The following is a 19,186-nucleotide window of genomic DNA, read 5'->3' on the forward strand; positions in this document are numbered from 1 at the left end:
CGCCGCATGACCTGCAGGCAACCCGGCCCGCTATCTCCGTAGATAGCGGGCCAATTCTTTTGTCCTGCCAGGGTGCCGCGCGAAGAGCGGCACCCGTTCCGCAGTCACGACCGCAGCGTTGCCTCACCGCTACAGGCCTCGACCTTCGTGGAACCGGCGGCGCCGCCCTTCGCCACTGCTTTACGCGAAATGCCTTGCAGCAGGAAATGCGACAGCGCCGGAATGAGGATCAGCGCGCCGATCATGTTCCACAGGAACATGAACGTGAGCAGGATGCCCATATCGGCCTGGAACTTGATCGGCGAGAACGCCCACGTTATGACGCCGGCAGCCAACGTCACGCCGACCAGCGCCACGACCTTCCCGGTGAACTGCACCGCGTGCCGATAGGCTACACGCAGCGGCTGCCCAGCGCGCTGATACGCGAGCTGCACACTCAGCAGATAGAGCGCATAGTCGACGCCGATGCCCACGCCCAGCGCGATCACCGGCAGCGTTGCCACCTTCACGCCGATGCCGAGCTTGACCATCAGCGCCTCGCACAGCACCGACGTGATCCCGAGCGGCACGACCGCCACCACGACCGCGCGCCAGCTGCGGAACGTGATGAAGCACAGCAGGATCACCGCTGCATACACCATCAACAGCATCGTGCGGTTCGCCTTGGCGACAACGACGTTCGTCACCGCGTCGATGCCCGCCGACCCGGCGACCATCAGGAACTGATGATCGGCGTCGCTATGGGTTTTCGCGAATGCCTCTGCAGCCTCCATCACGCGCGACAGCGTCGCCGCTTTGTGATCGGTCAGATAGGCGATGACCGGTGCTGTGCCGCAGGTCTGGCTCAGCAGATCAGGATGATCGAGCAGGATCTGCCACACCGTCTTGTTCACGATCGAAGGCACGCGGTCGATCGTGTACCACTTCGGGTAGCCCTCGTAGAACCCGGACGTCATCCAGCGCGCGAGACCGCCGACCGAGGTGGTGGTCTGCACCCCCGGCACGCCCCGCAGTGCGGTTTCGAGCCGGTCGGCCTCGAGCACCAGCGGGAAGTTGTTGGCGTCGCAGGTGCCGTGCGACGACTTGCCGATCACGACGAACAGGTCGCTCGACAGACCGTAGTGCGCGTTGGTGTACGCGTTATCGAGGTTATAACGCGACTCCGGCCTGAGTTCCGGCGCGCCCGAATCGAGGTCGCCGATCTGCAGGTGCTGACTGATCGACCAGCCGAACACCGTGAGCGCCGCCGCACAAACGATCGCACCGACAGCCCAGCGGCGCTCGGTGAAGCGATCGAGCAGATTCCACAACGCGCCCGCCGACGAGGTGCCGCGCGCGTCGTTCTGCTCGCCACGCACGCTGCGTCGTGCAGCCGACGGACTCACACCAATGTATGACAGTAGTACCGGCAGCAGCAGCAGGTTGGTGAAGACCAGCACGCCCACGCCAACGCTCGCGGTAAATGCCAGATCCTTGATTACCGGAATGTCGATCACCATCAGCACGGCGAAGCCAACCACGTCCGCGAGCAACGCCGTGAGACCGGCGAGGAAAAGCCGCCGGAACGTGTAGCGCGCCGCCACGTAGCGATGCGTGCCACGCCCGATGTCCTGCGTGATCCCGTTCATCTTCTGCGCGCCGTGCGAGACGCCGATCGCGAAAACGAGAAACGGTACGAGCACCGAGTACGGGTCCAGCACATAGCCGAGCGTGCGAATGATGCCGAGCTGCCAGACCACCGCAATCAGCGAACACCCCACCACCAGCAGCGTGCTGCGATAGCAGCGCGTATAGAGAAAGATCACGACGAGGGCGATCCCCGCGGCCACGCCGAAGTACATCGCTACCAGCTTGAGTCCGTCGATCAGGTCGCCGATCAGTTTCGCGAAGCCCACCACGTGAACCCGGACCTCGCCGCGGCCCTCCGCTTTGATGACCTCGTCGATCCGGTGCGAGAGCTTCGCGTAGTCGAGCGGCTTGCCGGTATCGGCGTAATGATCGAGCAGCGGCAGCTGGATCATGCTCGAATGCAGATCGTTCGACACGAGGTTGCCCGCGATGTTGGCGCGGGCAACGTTGGTGCGCAGCTGTTCGACTGCCTGCGCGGACCCGTCGAAGCCGTCCGGCATCACCGGTCCCCCTGCGAAGCCGCGCTCCGTGACCACGTTCCAGCGCACGATCGGCATCCAGAGCGACTTCACGCCAGGCCGGTCGACGCCCGGAATCAGGAACAACGCGTCGTTGATACGCCGCAGCGCCGCGAGATATTTCGGATCGTAGATGTCACCCGACGGATTCTCGACGACGATCCGCAGCGAATTGCCGAGTCCTTTCAGATCCGCCTTGTTGGCGAGGTAGTTTTTGATGTACGGATGCGACAGCGGAATCATCTTCTCGAAGCTCGCATTCACATCGAGCCGCAGCGCCTGAAATCCAAGCACCGCCGTGATGATCGCGCAGATGATGATGAGCCACGGACGCCGGTTGAAGATCAACCGCTCGAGCGCGTTACCCGAGCGCGTATCGAAGCTGGCAAGATCCGCCACCACGGGCATCTTGTCGAATTGGGCATTGTTGCCGCCAGCCATGTCTGCTCCCCCTAGTGCAACTTCGACAATGCGATCCGCGACAGGCCGGCCGCACCGGCCAGCACCGCGGTGTCGCCGCGCAGCGCCATGGCGAAGATGCCGCCCGGCTGGCTCGCGCCGAGTGTATGAAACGTTGCCCCCTGGTCGACGCTCTCGAGCAGCTCGCCCGCCTGGGTCGCGAGAATAAGGTGACCGTTCGGCAGTTCAGCCGAAGCGAGAATGCTCGCGCCGGTCGGCAGCGTGATCTTGTCCCACGTCGCGCCGCCGTCGGTGGAGCGATACGCGTTGCCGAGCAGACCGTAGACGATCATCGCGTTGTGCGTGGAAGCGAGACCGAAGAAGCTACCCTTCGACGGCGTAGGCACCGCGACGAAACGCTGCTTGTCGGGATCGAGCTTGAGCAGCAGCCCCTGTTCGCCCGCGATATAAAGCGTGCCGTTGATACGGCGCATCGCATGCAGGTTCAATGCGTTGGGATTGTCGACGCGGTCGAACCAGGGCACCCAGCTCTTGCCGCCGTCGTCGGTATGAAAAATGATGTTGAACGAACCGATGACCCAGCCGGAACGCTCGTCATCGAACCAGACGTCGAGAAACGGACGGCCTCCCTGGTCTGCTTCAAAGCGCTCGGCCTCTTCGCGCGATGCCTTGAGATCAGGTGAATCGCCCGGTTGCTTCGCGTAGTACTCGCTCATCAGCCTGGCCGCCTGCTGGCCGTCGAGCTGTCGCGTCCAGCTATTGCCACCGTCGGTGGTATGGAGCACCTCGCCGTCGTGTCCGACCGCCCAGCCCAGCGCGGCCGACTTGAACGTAACGGCCACCAGATCGGAACTCACCGGCACCTGTACCTGGCGCCAGTGCACGGCTGCGTCGTCCGATACGAGAATTGCTCCGCGCGGACCTACCGCGACCAGGCGCTGTCCGGCCTGCGCCAGCGCCATCAGCGGTTCATGCGCGGCCTGCGGGTTGATGACGGCGGGCGAGCGCATCGGGTCGGCGAATTCGGCGTAGACCGACCCGCTCGCGGCGCATGCCGCGGCGACGATTGCCAGCCAACGAAACAGGGTCTTGCGCATTGTGTCTCCTTCACAGTAACTGGCGATCGATCACGCGAACAGTTCTGAGCTTTTTATGAAAACTTCTTTGTGCGCCATGCCATAGCCGGCACGGCGCACGTGCTGCGCCCTTCCTTGTGCCCGCCAGGCAAGCCGGGCAGGACGCATCACTCAATACCTCATCCTCAACTCGGCGCGCAATTAGCGCACACCCGCGGATTGCATACGCTCCGGCGTGAAGTAGTCATTTGGGAAATTCACGTTGAAGAAAATCCCGGGCGAGTCCGCCGGATGGCTACCGAAGATATAAATGCCGCTGTTGAAGTCGTAGAACCAGTTACCGAGCGAATACGGCACCTTGTAGTCGTACGCTGGAACCGTGGTCTCAAAGCCGGCCCGATAGAGCTTGCCGGACTGGTCGTAGGCATCCATCATTCCCCCGCCGCCATCCTCGTCGAAGTACAGCGTCTTCTTGCTGTAGATGTGACGCGCGCCCGGCTTGAGCGTCAGCTCCACGACCCATACGCGGTGCAGCTCCCACCGGACATAATCGGGATTCACGAAATGCGGCGTGGTGATCTTGCTGGCCGGCGTGTCGTACTGCTGCTTGTAGTCGTTGTACGGAATGTACATTTCCTTCTTGCCGACCAGCTTCGCGTTCCAGCGATCGATCTTGCCGTAGAACAACTGGATGTCGTCCATCGTGATCGCGCCCGAATAGCCGGGGTTCGGCGTGTCGTAGGCGAGATCGGGCGCCACGCGCACGCGGCGTTGGCCCGGGTTGTATTCCCACGATTGCTGATCGTGATCGGCCGAATCCGTGAAGTACCAGAAGAGCGTCGTGTCGCCAATCAGGCGGGCCGGTGACGCGTAGTCGTTATATACCTGATACCAGATCGCGAGGGGGCCCTTCTTGCGAAACTCCGCTTCGTCCTTCGGCTCGAAATATGGATAGAGCAGCGAACTCTTGAACTGCGCAGCAAGAATCGGCGTGCCGCTCGAATCGACGAGCCACGTCTTCACGTTGTTTTTCTGGGCCGTTCCGACGTAGCGTAATTCCCAGTCCCACAGCGCCTCCTGACCGTTTTTCGGCACCGGGAACGGCTTGCCGCCGAACGCCCCATCGATATAAAGGCCGTTTTTTTCGAGCTTGGCACTTTCCGCGTCCTTTTCCGAGTTCTGGAGATACCAGTCCGGATACGAAACCGAGCGGTGCGTCGGGTAAACGTCCATCCGGTAAGTCGGATAGCGCTTGAACAGCTCGATCGAGGCGGCGCTCAGTTTGTCGGCGTATTGCTGATAGTTCTGAGCCGTGATTTGCAGAACCGGCTTTTCACCGGGAAACGGGTCGGCCCATTTTCCGGAGTCGGCCTTGAACCCGGTCGGAAAGTCCTTGATGCCCCCCGTGTATGCTGGAATCGTGCCGTCCTTGTTGCCGGCAATTTCCGCGCCGAACGGCGTGATCCCACTCTCGATCGCCAGCGTATACGGTGAGGCCCAAACCGCGGCGAGTATCGCCAGCGCCTTAAGAAGCTTTGGGAAACTTTTCACACGTGCCTCCATCATCAAAACGTTGTCTGATAGGTGATGCCGATCCACGACTTGTCGCTGTACGGTGCACCGAGCGCCGTCGCGGCTCCCGCCGTTGAGTACCCCTTCTTGTTCATGTAGTAGGTGTAGGTAATGTCCACCTCATGCTTGTTGTAGATCGTGAAATCAAGCCCGACCACGAAGGTGTTCTGCCCCTGTGCTTCGGCCGCTGGCGCGATGACAGATGAGTAGCCCTTCAGATTCAGATTAACGAACAGCGGCATCGTCAAATCAACCCCAGGGAATACCTGATACCACTGCGGGCTCGCACCAATGCCGATCCCGGCCCAGAAGCGCGTCGAGCAGTTGTTAAACGCGGAGTTGCCCGATGCCGAACATTGGCCCGTGGTGTCATAGCTGGAATTGGCAAAGTTCCGCGCATTCGATTGCACGCTTAGCAGCTGGTTGAACGCGAATTCCGCCTGCAGGAACATGTTGTCCCACATGGGCGTCTTGCCGAACGACTGCGTGACGTTCAGCAGACCGTGCAGCGTGCGACCCGTCGGCGCATCGTTGACCGTCGTCGTGTTGACGGCATTGAGTGGCATGTTCCAGCGATACGACAGCTCGCCTGCCACTGCCGCGCTGCCGATCGCACTGTTGAAGCCAGCGCCGATCAGGTTCACGTCGTTGCCGTACTTCGCCGTAACACCGGGAAGGTTGGTGCCCGGGAAGAGTTCGGGTCCGGCACCCGGGAGTAGCACCGCCGCCCACGGCATCTTCATGGCGAAGTGGCGGTACGTAAATTCATAGGTCGTTGCGATCGAATCGACACGCCACTTGCCGTCGATGCCGATATCGCCGATCTGGCCTTTCGTCGGCGCGATGCGCGGAATCGCGAATGTGCCCAGCCCCGGAATGTTTTGGTAGCTGGCGATCGGAGGGCCGTAAAGAATAGGATCGGCACCGCCGAAATATGTGCCGCCTTCAGGCAGCCGATCGTGATTCCATTCGAACGTGTACTGCGCGCCGAGGGAGAACGTGTCGGTAATGCTCGTCGTCACGTTGGCCTGAGCCGTCGGCAACACGATTTCCTTGAGCGAAGCGCTCGGGCTCTGCGTCAGTTTCATCAGGTCGAGCGGCTGCTGACCGATGGCCACCGAGTTCGCGCCACCCAGCGTAGCAAACGCCGACTGCCCCCAGGTGACTGCCGTCCGGCCGAGCTTGACGTTGACAGAGTGACCACCGAGGTCAAAAGTGTGGAACACGAACGCATCACGCAGCTCGGCGCTCGGCCCCTGGTAGTACTTCTTGATGTAGCTGGTGTACTCGTTGTTCGGATAGTTCGGAGGAAATGCAGGATTGCTCGTATTGTGATTCTTGAACGTCGGGTCGTACCACGCGTCCATACTGATGCGGAAGCCGGACGTGTCCTTGTACTTGAAATCGAATTCGCTGTAGAGGTTCAGCATCGACTGGATCGTGCTGAACTTCGGCGTCGATAGATCGCCTTCGTCGTAGGTCGGGCTGTTCGTGTAGAAGTGGCTCGGGTTCTGAAGCCGGATGCCGTAGTCCGCACGCACCGTGTTGTCCCATTCCATGTCGATGTCCGGGTTCGGCACATCGAAGTGGAAGGCGTTGGCGTTTGCGCTCCACAACCCGCACGCTGCAGCGATGCAGGTCGCGTGCACGCCAAGGCTGATCGCACTTGGCTTTAGACTCTTCTGTTTCATGCGTCTCCTCTTGTCTTTGTCGCGCTGCCGCAGAAAAGGCCCAGGCCTTTGGACTGCCGCAGACTTTTGCAATGAAGCGAAACCGGCCTCCCTACCTCGTCAGCATCGCGCCTCGGATACCTCCCACAGCGTCACCAGAATGCGAATGCTGTTCGGAAAGATAAACGCTCGAAACTCGACTGTCAACGCTCGCTCACCCCTAAGTGATGCAATTTTCCGAACGACGTTCAAAATGCGGGGTAAACGTGGATTTGAGTTTGGTGATGAACTCGAAGCGGTCCGCGCATGGCCGCGTGACGCGGATGAGACAGTGGCGACGCTTGCATTTGCGAGGTGTCCGATTCGACTGCGCAGATTGACGATGCAAACCATGGATGGCTTTCGGAAAACCGTCCGAGCCGATGATGAATCAATAGCTTGTGCGATCGGATCAGTTTCCTCTGCAGTCCTTTTGTATAGGCTGGTCATGGACCGCGATCAGACGAATCGCTTATCCCGTTCCTGCGTAGAAGTGCCTTTCTGGTTTGCGGGGAGGAGGCGGGAACACGCGCCATGCCCCGTCGTCGTGCCGAAAGAAGAATATCGCGAGGGAGTTCTCAGCGGCGGACGACCGCGCAAGTACACACCTCGTCTGGCCTGAATTTGCGAAAGTACATCGGGTGATGTGCACCGAGGTGGTTGCAGTGGGCGCAATCCACTTGTCGATCAGCCAACGCAAAGAACCTTCCCCAACCTTCATGTCCAGCTCCTTCTACGGCCTGTGCGCGCTGCTGACATCACAACCACGAACGCAAATTGGCGACTCTAACCGGCCAACCCCAAACCCTGCGAATCCGCTGCTTCGGCTTGCGACACAGCGGGAATGGTCGGGTCCCGGCGTAATGTGTCGGTTGACTAAATAGTAGTAGTCAGCCGACCCATTATCAAGCCCAGATGACACCAGGGGAAATGCTGGTATGGACAAACCTACCCTTTATTCGGGTAGGATATGTGATGTCGCGAGTGACTGAATCAGACTTTATCTAAAAGATAATTAGTCAGAAGACGCATATTTATTCGTCATCTGACTATCATCAGATTAATGCCGGCGCTGCCCGATCCGGATCGAACGGCGCTCGTATCAGGCGGGGTATAGCCCGCAGATACACGTCCCGGACTGGCAACAAGCGAGAGGACAGCAGACGCCAAGGAGAGCACAACAGATGAAAGACCTGACCATCTCATCGGCAGACCTCGGCAACACGGCAGCAGACGGGCCCAAACGGCGCGGGAACAGAACGACCCGCGTGCCCGCCATCATCGAAGTGGCGATCGAGGTCTTCGCATCCGAAGGTAACGCAGGTTTCACTCAACGCCGAATTGCCAGCGAGGCAGGGATTCGACTGAGGACCTTGCAGCACTACTTCAGCACCCGCGAAGAACTATTGCGGGCCACGATCGAGGCATACACGGATCGCTATTTCGAGCACTATCGGACGATCGCCCAGGACAAATCCCGGCCACCGGAAGCGCGACTGGATGTTATCGTCGACGAGGCGTTCTCCGTACTGACGGCGAGCGGCGGAAACCGCGTTAGCGCCTTTGTGCTGGAATGCTGGAGCCTCGCAGAGCATGAGCCCTTTCTGCATGCCCTGATGGCGAAATCTACTGCGGATTTTCAGGGTCTCCTGGCGGAACTGATCGCGCAGATCAACCCAACCTTGCCCTCGGGAGAATGCACGTTGCGCGGCGCCCTACTCCTTTCACATCTGCACGGTCTGGTCGTCTTTCTTCGCCGGTCAGGCGCGGACACATTTAATGCAGACTCGTTCCGTCACGCCATGAAGGTCGTCTGGCGAGCGTTGAGCAAGGCATCTCCATAAAACTGCAAGGCAGCTGCTTGTGCCAGAATCGCGCCCGGATGGAGCGGTCGGCGCGCCATGTGACGGGCGCACCCGAGCCGCGGGTCCCCTTCTACAGACGCACATGGTCGCAATGGCTTGCTCAGGCCATTGTGACCGATCCTCAGCGGACCACGTCCCAGACAAGAGGCAAGTGGTATAGCGTGCCGTTCACACCTCCGTGGACACCCGCTTTCTCGCCGGGCTTGATCTGGAAATCGGGAATCCGCTTAAGCCATTCCTGAAGGAAAACCTTCAACTCCACGCGCGCAAGGAACGAGCCGGGACAACGATGCGCGCCATTGCCGAACGTCGAATGAATCGGCGTGGGCCGAGTGAAATCGACGCTCAGCGGATCGTCGAACTTTCTCTCGTCCAGACCGTGCAGTGTGGTCGGCATGATGATCATGTCACCCGCCTTCATCTGCACGCCCTTGTACTCGAAATCGTGTGTGATCCGCCGCCCTTGATTGACCACCGGGAAGCGCCGCAGAAGCTCGTCCACGGCCTTCTGCGTCAGTTCGGGGTTATCGATGAGCTGCTTGCGGTGGGCCGGGCTCCCGGCGAGGAATCGCGCGATAAAGCCCATTGCCGAGGCAACCGTGTCGAGGCCGCCAATCAGCACCAGACCACAGAGCCCCTGCGCTTCTTCGTCGGTGAGCGCGCGCCCGTCGATCTTCGAATGGACGATCTTGCTGATGAGATCGTCACCCGGGTTCTCGCGGCGTTCCGCAATCTTCACCCCCAGGTACTGAAAAATCGCACCGAGCGCCTTGAGCTTCTCGTTGGCATCGACCGGGCGGACCATCTTGTCAGCGAGGCCGAGCAAGTACTCGCGATCCTCGGCGGGCAGCGCCACCATGTTCATGAAAATGCCGATCGGAAGATGCTGCGCAAACCCCGATACGAATTCCACCTCGCCCTTAGGATAAAAGCCGTCGATCAGTTCGATCGCCATTTCGCGCGCCTTCTCCTCGAGCTTGCCGATTGCCTGCGGCATGAACGCGGGCGCGATCAGCGCGCGATAGGCGGTGTGCTGCGGAGGATCGAAGAAGATCGGCGGCAACGGTTGATGCTCGACGAGCGGCACTGTCAGCTGCTTCGACGAGAAATTCTCGTAGTCCTTGAGGATCTGATAGATGTCATCGCCGCGCGTCGCGATCCAGTGTCCGCCGTTGCGGGGTGTCCAGAGAATGTCGGGAATGCCTTCGGCGTGCAACTGCTTGAGCGAGAGATGGTAGTCGTCTTCGGCACCCGGCGGATTGTAGATATCGATGTCGAACACTCGTTCAGGCAATACGTGCGCGGGAATTGGCGCCAGATCCGGAGTCCCGCCATGAGCAGCTACTGACATTAGTTGTCTCCTTTCGAATCGACCGGTATGAGCGGTCGGGACCATTCTTCATCTGATTAACCGCAATTACAGGAACGCGCCGTACAGCTCGATATGGTGTTCGGTGTTTCCCCAAGTCATGTCGATGCAGGTGAGCCGCTTCACGTACCACCCCACCGCCAGTTCGTCCGTCATGCCCATCCCTCCGTGCAGTTGTACCGCTTGCTGTGCCACGAAGCGTGCACTACGGCCAATGAGCGCCTTTGCGGCTGTAACAGCACGATGGGCTTCCAGGTCATCGTCCTCGCCAAGTTTCGCGGCAGCAAAGAAGACCATCGATTCCGCCTGCTCTACCGCGGTCAAAATATCGGCGGCGCGATGCTGCAGCGCCTGGAATTTGCCGATCGGCGAACCAAACTGCTTTCGCGTGCGCAGGTATTCAAAGGTCAGATCGCTCAGCCGCGACATCGCGCCGACCGCTTCCGCGCACAGCGCAAAAATGCCTTGATCGACGACCCACTCGAGCAACGGGTAGCCCTGATCGACGGCGCCGATGACAGCCGTTACACCGACGTGTACGTCGTCCAGCACTACCTCGGCGACACGCTGGCCATCGAGTGCCGGAAATCCTTTGACGCTCACGCCTTGCGTTCGCGCATCGACGGCGAAGAGTGTGATGCCGTGCCTGTCGGTCTGCTCGCCTGCGCTACGCGCCGAAACCAGCAGAATGTCCGCGCTGTCGCCGTGCAGTACAACGCCTTTGCGTCCATTCAGGATGAACCCGTCACGCGTTGGCTCGGCCCTCGTCGCAACGTTCCACAAATCGAAACGCGCACCAGGTTCGAGTGTCGCGAGCGCGGTCTTCAGGCTGCCGTCGGCGATACCGGCCAGCAGCTCGGCCTTGCGCGCCTCGTGTCCCGCGCGCCCGATCAGCTTCGCGCCGATCACGGCCGTCGAAACAAACGGCTCCAGTACGAGTCCACGGCCGAAGGCCTCCATCACGAGCATGGTCTCGACCGGCCCCGTGCCAAGGCCGCCATGATCCTGCGGCACGTTCAGCGCCAGCACGCCCATTTCGGCCAGCGTCGTCCAGTGCGCAGCCGACCAGCCCTCGGGAGTAGCGGCGAGACGGCGCCTCGCCTCGAAGTCGTATTCCTTTTCGACGAAACGGCCGACCACGTCGGCCAGCATCTGTTCCTCTTCAACCAGCGTGAAGTCCATGGCGTGTCCTCAGATGCCGAGTGCCTGCTTGGCGATGATGTTTTTCTGCACTTCAGTCGAACCGCCGTAGATCGAAATCTTGCGCCAGTCCAGGTAGTGCGCGGCCAGCGCGTTGAGCAGCTCGCCGTTCGCGGTTTCGCCGCGCCAGTGCGCCTCCAGCGCTTCGCTTACAAAAGGCACCGCATAGGGGCCTGCGCATTCCATGATCAGCTCCGTAAGCTCCTGCTGAATCTCCGAACCGCGGATTTTCAGCACCGAAGCCTCCGGTCCGATGGGACGTCCTGCAGTTTCGGCTGAGACGACGCGCAGCAGCGACCATTCGTGCGCGATCAAATCGATTTCCACCCTGGCGATGCGATCGCGAAAGCGGACGTCCTCGATGAGAGGCTTGCCGTGCTTACGCTCGGTGCTGGCAATCTCCTTCAGACGTCGCATGAAACGCTTGCAGTTGCCGAGGCCGGCGATGTTGGTCCGCTCGTGGCCGAGCAGGTACTTGGCGATCGACCAGCCGCGATGCTCCTCACCGACGAGATTGCTCACTGGCACTGCCACATTGTCGAAGAACACTTCGTTGACGTCGTGGCCGCCGTCAAGCGTGCGGATGGGTCTGACCGTAATGCCGGGCGTCGACATATCGATCAGCAGGAACGAGATGCCTTCCTGTGGGCGGCCGCTGCCATCCGTGCGGACCAGGCAGAAAATCCAGTTCGCCCATTGGGCAAACGAGGTCCAGATCTTCTGGCCGTTGACGACGTAGAACGGTTGACCGTCGCGCTCGACACGGTCCGCACGCGTCTTGAGCGACGCCAGATCGGAACCCGCACCCGGCTCGGAGTAACCCTGACACCACCAGTCCTCCATCGAGATGATGCGCGGCAGGAACCGTTCGCGCTGCGCGTCGGTGCCGAACTTCTGGATTACAGGTCCAACCATCGAAAGGCCAAACGGCATCTGGCGCGGCGCGCCGGCGGTAAAGCATTCCTCGTCGAAAATGTTGCGCTGCGCGGCATTCCAGGCGGCGCCGCCGAATTGCGCGGGCCATGCAGGTGCGCCCCATCCCTTCCCGGCCAGAATGCGTTGCCAGCGCACGTAGTCTTCGCGCGGCACATGGCGGAAGTTCAGCACCCGTTCACGAATGTCGTCGGGCAAATGAGTCGCTACGAATTCGCGCACCGTGGCGCGAAATTCCTTGTCGGCGGGACTCTCTTTCAGGTCCATTTCAGCCTCCCGCCGGGCCGCCCCCAAGGGAGGCTGAAGCCCCCCCGGGGGGCCGCGAACAACAGTGAGCATGGGGGTCGTTTCATTTCAGGCTCCAGTCGCGGCCCGGCAAAGCACGTCGGCGCTGCCGGGCGCGGTTTCAGGCAATTTCCACGATTCCGTTGTTCAGCACCACCACATCGCGTGCGTCGACGCGCGCCCGCAGATGCAGACGCGTGTCCCTGTCCCGCCAGAACTGGAAGCGCACTTCTTCGCCGGGGTACACCGGCGCGGTCAGGCGCAAGGCGAGTCGCTTCAGACGCGTTGCATCGTTGCCCGCGAAGGTGCGAATCGCGGCGTAACCCGCCATGCCATAGGTCGCGAGGCCGTGAAGAATGGGCCGCTTGAATCCGGCTTTCGATGCCACCTCCGGGTCCGCGTGCAGGGGGTTGGCGTCGCCCGAAAGGCGGTAGATCAACGCTGCATGCGCGCCGGTCGAAAACACGTATTCCGCGTCCGGCGCGCGCTCCGGCACAGCCGGAAGCGCTTCGGGCGGCGCGTCGCTCGCGCCCGACCCGGCGCTGAACCCGCCGTCGCCGCGCAGAAAGGAGACCTGCCGGACTTCGGCAAGTTGTTCGCCCGTCGAGGCGTCGATGATGTCACGCTTGAGCTCGACGATCGCGCCCTTGCCCGCGCCCTTGTCCGAGATGCGGCTCACCCGCGTCTTGCTGACGATGGTCGCTGCAACCGGCATCGGGCGCATGAAGCGAACGTCCTGCTCACCGTGCACGAGCTTCAGGTAGTCGATGCCCGTACGCGAATCGCGCATCCACGATTTCGGCCATGCGAACGCGGCCGCGCAAGTCGGCATCGCTTGCAGGTCCTTTTCATAGACGTAGCGCAGCTGTTCTGCGTCCAGCGGGTCTGCGCCCAACCCGAGACCCAGCGAATACAGCATCACGTCGCGCTCGCTATATGTCTGCGTGACATCTTCGATCGGCCAGTTCTTGACGACTTCGTAGTTCAGCATGAGGTGGTAGTCCTATGGGTGCTCAGTAGTCCGTGAAGTTGGGCTTGCGCTTCTCGAGAAAGCTCGCCATGCCTTCCTTGTAGTCATCGCACTGGTTGGCGATCGGCATGTCCAACCCGGCGTGTATCACCGCCTCGTGGGGCGTCTGGAACGGCACCTCCCAGACCTGCTCCTTCATGATGCGCATCGAGCGCGGCGAGCAGTACTCCGCCATTTCACGCGCGTACGCATAGGTCTCCTCGACCAGCTTGTCCGCCGGAATTGCCCGATTCACGAGTCCCATACGTTCGGCTTCGCGCCCCTTGATCTTGCGTCCCGACAGCAGCAGGTCGAGCGCATGTGCCTGGCCGACGTGACGCGCGAGTATCCAGGCCATGCCGTATTCCGCGCTCAGGCCGCGGCGCGCGAATGCCGTCGTGATGGTCGCGTCTTCGGACGCAAAGCGGATGTCGCAGAAAAGGGCGTGGATCAGGCCAATGCCGACAGTGGCGCCGTTGAGCATCGCGATCACCGGCTTCGGAATGGCCGGGTAGTAAGAGCAGCGCGTTTGCCAGTCGGCGCGCTTGCGCATATCGAACGGACGCGGGAGCTTCGTCATGAGCGCGGCGGGATCACCGCCGAAGCTGTGAATATCGCCGCCCGCGCAAAACGCCTTGCCCGCGCCGGTGAAAACGATCACGCGAACGCCATGGTCCGCGCCCGCCGCCTGCATCGCCTCGTACACTTCGGTCGCCACCTGGTCGTTCCAGGTGTTCATGTGTTCCGGGCGGTTCAGCGTGATCGTCGCTACCCGGTCCTTGACGTCGTACAGAATGGTCTCGAAGCGCATCAGATCCCTCCAAAACTCAGAATGAACGCGGCAGGTCGAGCACGTGCTCGGCGACGTAGGACAGGATCAGGTTCGTCGAAATCGGCGCCACCTGATAGAGCCGGGTTTCGCGGAACTTGCGCTCGACATCGTATTCGCAAGCGAAACCGAAGCCGCCATGGGTCTGCAGACAGGCATTCGCGGCTTTCCACGAAGCCGTGGCAGCGAGATGCTTCGCCATGTTCGCTTCCGCGCCGCACGGTTGATGGTTGTCGAACAGTTCGCAGGCCTTGTAGCGCATCAGATCCGCCGCGCGCACGTCGATGTAGGCCTCGGCGATCGGGAACTGGATGCCCTGGTTCATACCGATGGGCCGGTCGAACACGATACGCTCGCTGGCGTATTTCGACGCGCGCTCGACGAACCAGTAGCCGTCGCCGATGCACTCGGCCGCGATCAGTGCGCGCTCGGCGTTGAGTCCGTCGAGGATGTACTTGAAGCCCTTGCCTTCCTCGCCAATCAGGTTCTCTTCAGGAATCTCCAGATTGTCGAAGAACAGTTCGTTCGTCTCGTGATTGACCATGTTCGGAATCGGCCGCACGGTCAGGCCATTGCCGATAGCCTGGTGCAGGTCCACGAGAAAGCACGACAGCCCATCCGACTTCTTCTTCACGTCCGACAACGGCGTGGTGCGTGCGAGCAGGATCATCATGTCCGAATGCTGCACGCGTGATATCCACACCTTCTGGCCGTTCACCACGTACCGGTCGTCTCTTTTTACAGCAGTGGTCTTCAGCTTCGTCGTATCCGTTCCGGTGGTCGGTTCGGTCACAGCCATCGATTGCAGACGCAATTCTCCGCTCGCGATCTTCGGCAGGTATTTGCGCTTTTGCGCCTCCGAGCCGTTTCTGAGCAGCGTATTCATGTTGTACATCTGGCCATGACAAAAGCCAGAGTTGCCGCCGTTGCGGTTGATCTCCTCCATGATCACGGACGCCTCGGCCAACCCGAGACCTGAACCGCCATACTCCTGAGGGATCAGCGCGGCCATCCAGCCGGCCTTCGTCAGCGCGTCCACAAACGCCTCGGGATAGACGCGCTCATGATCGATACGGCGCCAGTACTCGTCCGGGTACGCCTTCGAGAGGTCGCGCAAGGCGTCGCGCAGTTCCTGATATTGATCGGGTGGGGAAATTCGGCTCATGAATGGTTTCCGTTTGCTTGGCTGGACGCGCGGCTCACGCTGCTGCATCGATCAGTCCGCCTGCATTGGCGAGTTGGGTCAGATGATGTTCGGTCGAACCGAACTGGATATCGATCACGCTCAGGCGTCTCAGGTAGTGACCGATCTTGCACTCCTCGGTCATCCCGATGCCGCCGTGCAATTGCACGCCTTGTTGACCGACGAAGCGGCCCGAGCGCCCGATCTGCACTTTCGCCGCCGACATACTGCGATCGCGTTCCGCCGCGTCCGGCTCCTCGCTCATCATGGTCGCGAAGAGCGCCATGCTGCGCGCCTGCTCCACCATGACGAGCATGTCGACTGCACGATGCTGGAGCGCCTGGAATGATCCGATAGGCACCCCGAACTGCTTGCGGACCTTCAGGTACTCCACGGTTTCTTCGTGCGCAGCTGCCATTGCACCTACGGCTTCCGCGCTCACTGCCGCGATCGCGTGCGCAACGACCCTTTCTATCAGCGGCAACGCGGCGCCCGCGGTGCCCAGAACGTCGCTATCTGGAACGCGCACGCCGGACAACTGAATGTCTGCCGCACGCAGCCGGTCTTGCGTCGGATACGGGTGGCGCGTCACGCCCTCTGCGTCGGCCCTGACCACGAACAGCCCGATGCCGTCACGCTCGCGCCTCCCACCGGACACGCGGGCCGACACCACGAGAAGGTCGGCGCTACCGCCGTGGAGCACGACGCGCTTGGCGCCGTCGAGCACCCAGCCGGCGGCTTCGCGTCGTGCGGTGGTCGCAACGTCCGCGAGGTCGTACCGCGCCTGCGCCTCGCTGTGTGCGAACGCCATCTGCAACTCACCCTGCGCAATCTGCGGCAGAATCGCCGCGCGTTGCGCCGCGTTGCCGCCAAGCCGCACCAAGCCGCCGCCCAGCACGACCGTCGCGAGATACGGTTCGACCGCGAGAGCGCGGCCCAACGCCTCCATCACGATCATCGTTTCGACAGGGCCGCAGTGGCTGCCGCCGTATTCCTCGTCAAACGAAAGGCCCAACAGACCCATGTCGGCGTAACGCACCCAAAGCTCGCGGCTGAAACCGTCCGGCTCAGCGAGATACTTCGCGCGCTGCTCGAATCCATACTCGTCTTTGACGAGCCGGTCGACGCTGTCCTTGAGCATGCGTTGCTCATCGGTGAAATCAAAGTCCATATCTCATGCTTCTCCGCAGTTCGCCCGTCGCTCAAAGTCCCAGTACGGACTTGGCGAGAATGTTCTTCTGAATCTCGTTGGAGCCGCCCACGATCGAGACGTGGCGCGCGAAGTAGTGATTCGGCGCGATCGTGAGCGCCCATTCGGGTTCGCGAACCGGATCGGCAAGCCCCCGCAGGAAGTCGAGGTCGAGCGGTAGAGCATCCGGCCCTGCCACCTCGAGGAGCAATTCAGCTGCGAGTTGCTGCAGCTCCGAACCCTTGATCTTCAGGATCGAGGTCTTCGGGTCGGGCACGTGGCTCTGCTGCGCGCTGCTCTCGGCGATCACGCGCATCTGCGTCATCTCCAAGGCCTTCAGTTCCACCTCGACAGCCGCGACACGTTCACGAAAACGCGAGTCGTCCCACAGCACACCGTCGCCGCAGGGCACGCGCTTCGCAAGATCCTTCGCGTGACGCACGCGCATCTTCGAAACGCCCACGCGCGCAATGCCGCTGCGTTCGTTGCCAAGGAGATACTTCGCGTAGTCCCAACCCTTGTTTTCCTCGCCAATGCGATTCGCAACCGGCACGCGCACGTTGTCGAAGAACACCTCGTTGGTTTCATGGTGGCCGTCGATCGTGACGATCGGGCGCACGGTCAGGCCCGGCGTCTTTATGTCGATCAGCAGGTACGTGATGCCCTGCTGCTTCTTGCCGCTCGAATCCGTGCGTACGAGACAGAACATCCAGTCCGCGTGATGCGCCGTCGAAGTCCAGAGCTTCTGGCCGTTGATCACGTAGTGGTCCCCGTCGCGCACCGCCTGGGTCCGCAGCGCGGCCAGGTCCGAACCGGCTCCGGGCTCGGAGAATCCCTGGCAGAACCAGTATTCGAGGCTCGCGATGCGAGGCAGGAAATGGCGCTTCTGCTCCTCGCTGCCGAACGCGATCAAAACCGGACCGATCATGTTCACGTTGAATGACAGCGTCTCGGGCGCCGGGGCCATGTGCAGCTCTTCCTTGAAGATGTATTGCTGCACCGCGCTCCAGCCCGTCCCGCCCCACGCCTCGTCCCACGCTGGCGTCGCCCAGCCGCGCTCGTAGAGCATGCGTTGCCAGCGACGCAGGTCGGCCGCCGAATAGCGCTGCCCCAAGGTAGCTTTGCGTCGGATGTCGGCCGGCAGCGCTTCCTTGAAGAAGGCTCTGACCTCATTGCGGAACGCCAGCTCTTCGTCGGTATATCGCAGATCCATGAGTGTCTCGTTTCGTCTTTATGGGTCGCCTGTCGGGTGCGGCTCAGGCCAGCGTTCCCGCTTCTTTCAACTCGCCAATGCGGCCCGGTTCGAGCCATGCCGCCAGCGCGGTGTCGATCGTGGTCGCGTCGGGCGCCTCGGGCGCCGTCGGCTTCTCGGGCACCGTGGCGGAGAAGCGCGGCGCCGGCGCGGGCTGCACGATGCCGTCCACTTCGATGAACGTGCCGCGCGCCTTCAGATGCGCATGCTCGGGTGCCTCGGTCCACGACAGAACCGGTGCGAAGCACGCGTCCGTGTGTTCGAGCAAGGTGGTCCATTGCTCGCGTGTGCGTCGCTTGAATTTCAGCGCGAACAGTGCGCGCGCGGCGGGCCAGTTGCTTGCGTCGAGCTGCGTACCCAGCGTTTGCGGATCGATGTCGAGCAGGCGGAGGAGTTCGAGATAGAACTTGTCCTCGATGGGACCGACCGTAATCCACTTGCCGTCCGCGCATTCATAAACGTCGTAGAAGTGCGATCCCGAATCCGTGATATTCGTCCCGCGCCCGTCGCGCCAGATGCCGGCAGCCTGCATGCCGAAGAACGTGGTAGCAAGGTTGGCCGTGCCGTCGACGATCGCGGCATCCACGATCTGTCCCGCGCCGCCGTTGCGCGCATGCAGGATCGCCGCCAGGAGCCCCATTGCAAGGTACAGCGAACCGCCCGCATAGTCGCCGATCAGATTCAGCGGTATCGACGGCGGCTGATCGCGGCGGCCAATTGCGTTGAGGACGCCGGTGATCGCGATGTAGTTCAGGTCATGCCCGGCGTACTGCGCGAGCGGACCTTCCTGGCCCCAACCCGTGATGCGTCCGTAAGCGAGCTTCGGATTGCGTTCGAGGCAGGCCTGCGGGCCCAGCCCGAGTCGCTCGGTCACGCCGGGTCGGAAACCTTCTATCAGGGCATCGGCGCGCTCCACCAGCGTCAGCACGAGTTCGACGGCCTTCGGGTCTTTCAGGTCGAGCGCAATCGTCTTCCGGTTGCGCAGCAACAGGTTGTAGCGCAGCGGACGCTCGATACCGAGCTTGACCGGCTGGCGACGTTCGATGCGCAACACCGTCGCACCCAGATCGGCGAGCAGCATCGCCGCCATGGGCCCCGGGCCGATGCCGGCCAGCTCGATGATGCGAACTCCTGCAAGCGGACCCATG

14 protein-coding genes are annotated in these 19,186 nt (G+C 61.6%); 1 reads left to right on the forward strand and 13 read right to left on the reverse strand.

Going from position 1 to position 19,186, the window contains the following annotated elements; translation table 11 throughout:
* Positions 1-104: 104 nt before the first annotated feature.
* The 4 genes from HDG34_RS20700 to HDG34_RS20715 all read right to left on the reverse strand — a co-directional run bounded on the left by HDG34_RS20700 (position 105) and on the right by HDG34_RS20715 (position 6,906).
* A complete protein-coding gene (locus HDG34_RS20700; RefSeq protein WP_184061950.1) occupies positions 105-2,588 on the reverse strand; it encodes an RND family transporter in 2,484 nt (827 codons plus the stop codon).
* Between the two features lie 11 nt (positions 2,589-2,599).
* Positions 2,600-3,664 (reverse strand): YCF48-related protein, encoded by a 1,065-nt coding sequence (locus HDG34_RS20705; RefSeq protein WP_184061951.1) that lies wholly within the window; start codon positions 3,662-3,664, stop codon positions 2,600-2,602.
* A 180-nt stretch (positions 3,665-3,844) separates the two neighbouring features.
* The gene (locus HDG34_RS20710) at positions 3,845-5,194 is read right to left on the reverse strand and encodes a DUF1329 domain-containing protein (protein WP_311734815.1); all 1,350 of its coding nucleotides are present in this window, start codon (positions 5,192-5,194) and stop codon (positions 3,845-3,847) included.
* A 14-nt stretch (positions 5,195-5,208) separates the two neighbouring features.
* Positions 5,209-6,906 (reverse strand): DUF1302 domain-containing protein, encoded by a 1,698-nt coding sequence (locus HDG34_RS20715; RefSeq protein WP_260321267.1) that lies wholly within the window; start codon positions 6,904-6,906, stop codon positions 5,209-5,211.
* 1,202 nt (positions 6,907-8,108) lie between these two features.
* On the opposite strand from HDG34_RS20715, the gene HDG34_RS20720 reads away from it, so the two are divergent.
* On the forward strand, positions 8,109-8,768 hold the full coding sequence (locus HDG34_RS20720) for a TetR/AcrR family transcriptional regulator (RefSeq protein WP_184061953.1): 660 nt from the start codon (positions 8,109-8,111) through the stop codon (positions 8,766-8,768).
* Positions 8,769-8,910: 142 nt separating this feature from the next.
* Here HDG34_RS20720 and HDG34_RS20725 read toward each other — a convergent pair whose 3' ends face one another.
* The 9 genes from HDG34_RS20725 to HDG34_RS20765 all read right to left on the reverse strand — a co-directional run bounded on the left by HDG34_RS20725 (position 8,911) and on the right by HDG34_RS20765 (position 19,185).
* Positions 8,911-10,140 carry a cytochrome P450 gene (locus tag HDG34_RS20725; RefSeq protein WP_184061954.1) on the reverse strand — a complete coding sequence of 410 codons (1,230 nt, stop codon included), beginning with the start codon at positions 10,138-10,140 and terminating at the stop codon, positions 8,911-8,913.
* A 66-nt stretch (positions 10,141-10,206) separates the two neighbouring features.
* Positions 10,207-11,340 (reverse strand): acyl-CoA dehydrogenase family protein, encoded by a 1,134-nt coding sequence (locus HDG34_RS20730; protein WP_184061955.1) that lies wholly within the window; start codon positions 11,338-11,340, stop codon positions 10,207-10,209.
* Positions 11,341-11,349: 9 nt separating this feature from the next.
* Positions 11,350-12,558 carry an acyl-CoA dehydrogenase family protein gene (locus HDG34_RS20735; protein ID WP_184062012.1) on the reverse strand — a complete coding sequence of 403 codons (1,209 nt, stop codon included), beginning with the start codon at positions 12,556-12,558 and terminating at the stop codon, positions 11,350-11,352.
* Positions 12,559-12,697: 139 nt separating this feature from the next.
* Positions 12,698-13,567 carry a MaoC/PaaZ C-terminal domain-containing protein gene (locus HDG34_RS20740; protein ID WP_184061956.1) on the reverse strand — a complete coding sequence of 290 codons (870 nt, stop codon included), beginning with the start codon at positions 13,565-13,567 and terminating at the stop codon, positions 12,698-12,700.
* Positions 13,568-13,589: 22 nt separating this feature from the next.
* On the reverse strand, positions 13,590-14,396 hold the full coding sequence (locus HDG34_RS20745; RefSeq protein WP_090808781.1) for an enoyl-CoA hydratase: 807 nt from the start codon (positions 14,394-14,396) through the stop codon (positions 13,590-13,592).
* 16 nt (positions 14,397-14,412) lie between these two features.
* Positions 14,413-15,579 (reverse strand): acyl-CoA dehydrogenase family protein, encoded by a 1,167-nt coding sequence (locus HDG34_RS20750; RefSeq protein ID WP_184061957.1) that lies wholly within the window; start codon positions 15,577-15,579, stop codon positions 14,413-14,415.
* Between the two features lie 34 nt (positions 15,580-15,613).
* A complete protein-coding gene (locus HDG34_RS20755; protein ID WP_184061958.1) occupies positions 15,614-16,768 on the reverse strand; it encodes an acyl-CoA dehydrogenase family protein in 1,155 nt (384 codons plus the stop codon).
* Positions 16,769-16,799: 31 nt separating this feature from the next.
* Positions 16,800-17,999, reverse strand: coding sequence for an acyl-CoA dehydrogenase family protein (locus tag HDG34_RS20760; protein ID WP_184061959.1), 1,200 nt, complete (start codon positions 17,997-17,999; stop codon positions 16,800-16,802).
* A 43-nt stretch (positions 18,000-18,042) separates the two neighbouring features.
* On the reverse strand, positions 18,043-19,185 hold the full coding sequence (locus tag HDG34_RS20765) for a CaiB/BaiF CoA-transferase family protein (protein ID WP_184061960.1): 1,143 nt from the start codon (positions 19,183-19,185) through the stop codon (positions 18,043-18,045).
* Between the last annotated feature and the right edge of the window lies 1 nt (position 19,186).

This window comes from Paraburkholderia sp. HC6.4b (genome assembly GCF_014200875.1).
Taxonomy (GTDB): Bacteria; Pseudomonadota; Gammaproteobacteria; order Burkholderiales; family Burkholderiaceae; genus Paraburkholderia; species Paraburkholderia tuberum.

Coding starts and splice junctions, on each gene's coding strand:
- HDG34_RS20700 (WP_184061950.1), bottom strand. CDS start 2,588: ATGGCTGGCGGCAACAATGCCCAATTCGACAAGATGCCCGTGGTGGCG.
- HDG34_RS20705 (WP_184061951.1), bottom strand. CDS start 3,664: ATGCGCAAGACCCTGTTTCGTTGGCTGGCAATCGTCGCCGCGGCATGC.
- HDG34_RS20715 (WP_260321267.1), bottom strand. CDS start 6,906: ATGAAACAGAAGAGTCTAAAGCCAAGTGCGATCAGCCTTGGCGTGCAC.
- HDG34_RS20720 (WP_184061953.1), top strand. CDS start 8,109: ATGAAAGACCTGACCATCTCATCGGCAGACCTCGGCAACACGGCAGCA.
- HDG34_RS20725 (WP_184061954.1), bottom strand. CDS start 10,140: ATGTCAGTAGCTGCTCATGGCGGGACTCCGGATCTGGCGCCAATTCCC.
- HDG34_RS20730 (WP_184061955.1), bottom strand. CDS start 11,340: ATGGACTTCACGCTGGTTGAAGAGGAACAGATGCTGGCCGACGTGGTC.
- HDG34_RS20735 (WP_184062012.1), bottom strand. CDS start 12,558: ATGGACCTGAAAGAGAGTCCCGCCGACAAGGAATTTCGCGCCACGGTG.
- HDG34_RS20740 (WP_184061956.1), bottom strand. CDS start 13,567: ATGCTGAACTACGAAGTCGTCAAGAACTGGCCGATCGAAGATGTCACG.
- HDG34_RS20745 (WP_090808781.1), bottom strand. CDS start 14,396: ATGCGCTTCGAGACCATTCTGTACGACGTCAAGGACCGGGTAGCGACG.
- HDG34_RS20750 (WP_184061957.1), bottom strand. CDS start 15,579: ATGAGCCGAATTTCCCCACCCGATCAATATCAGGAACTGCGCGACGCC.
- HDG34_RS20755 (WP_184061958.1), bottom strand. CDS start 16,768: ATGGACTTTGATTTCACCGATGAGCAACGCATGCTCAAGGACAGCGTC.
- HDG34_RS20760 (WP_184061959.1), bottom strand. CDS start 17,999: ATGGATCTGCGATATACCGACGAAGAGCTGGCGTTCCGCAATGAGGTC.
- HDG34_RS20765 (WP_184061960.1), bottom strand. CDS start 19,185: ATGGGTCCGCTTGCAGGAGTTCGCATCATCGAGCTGGCCGGCATCGGC.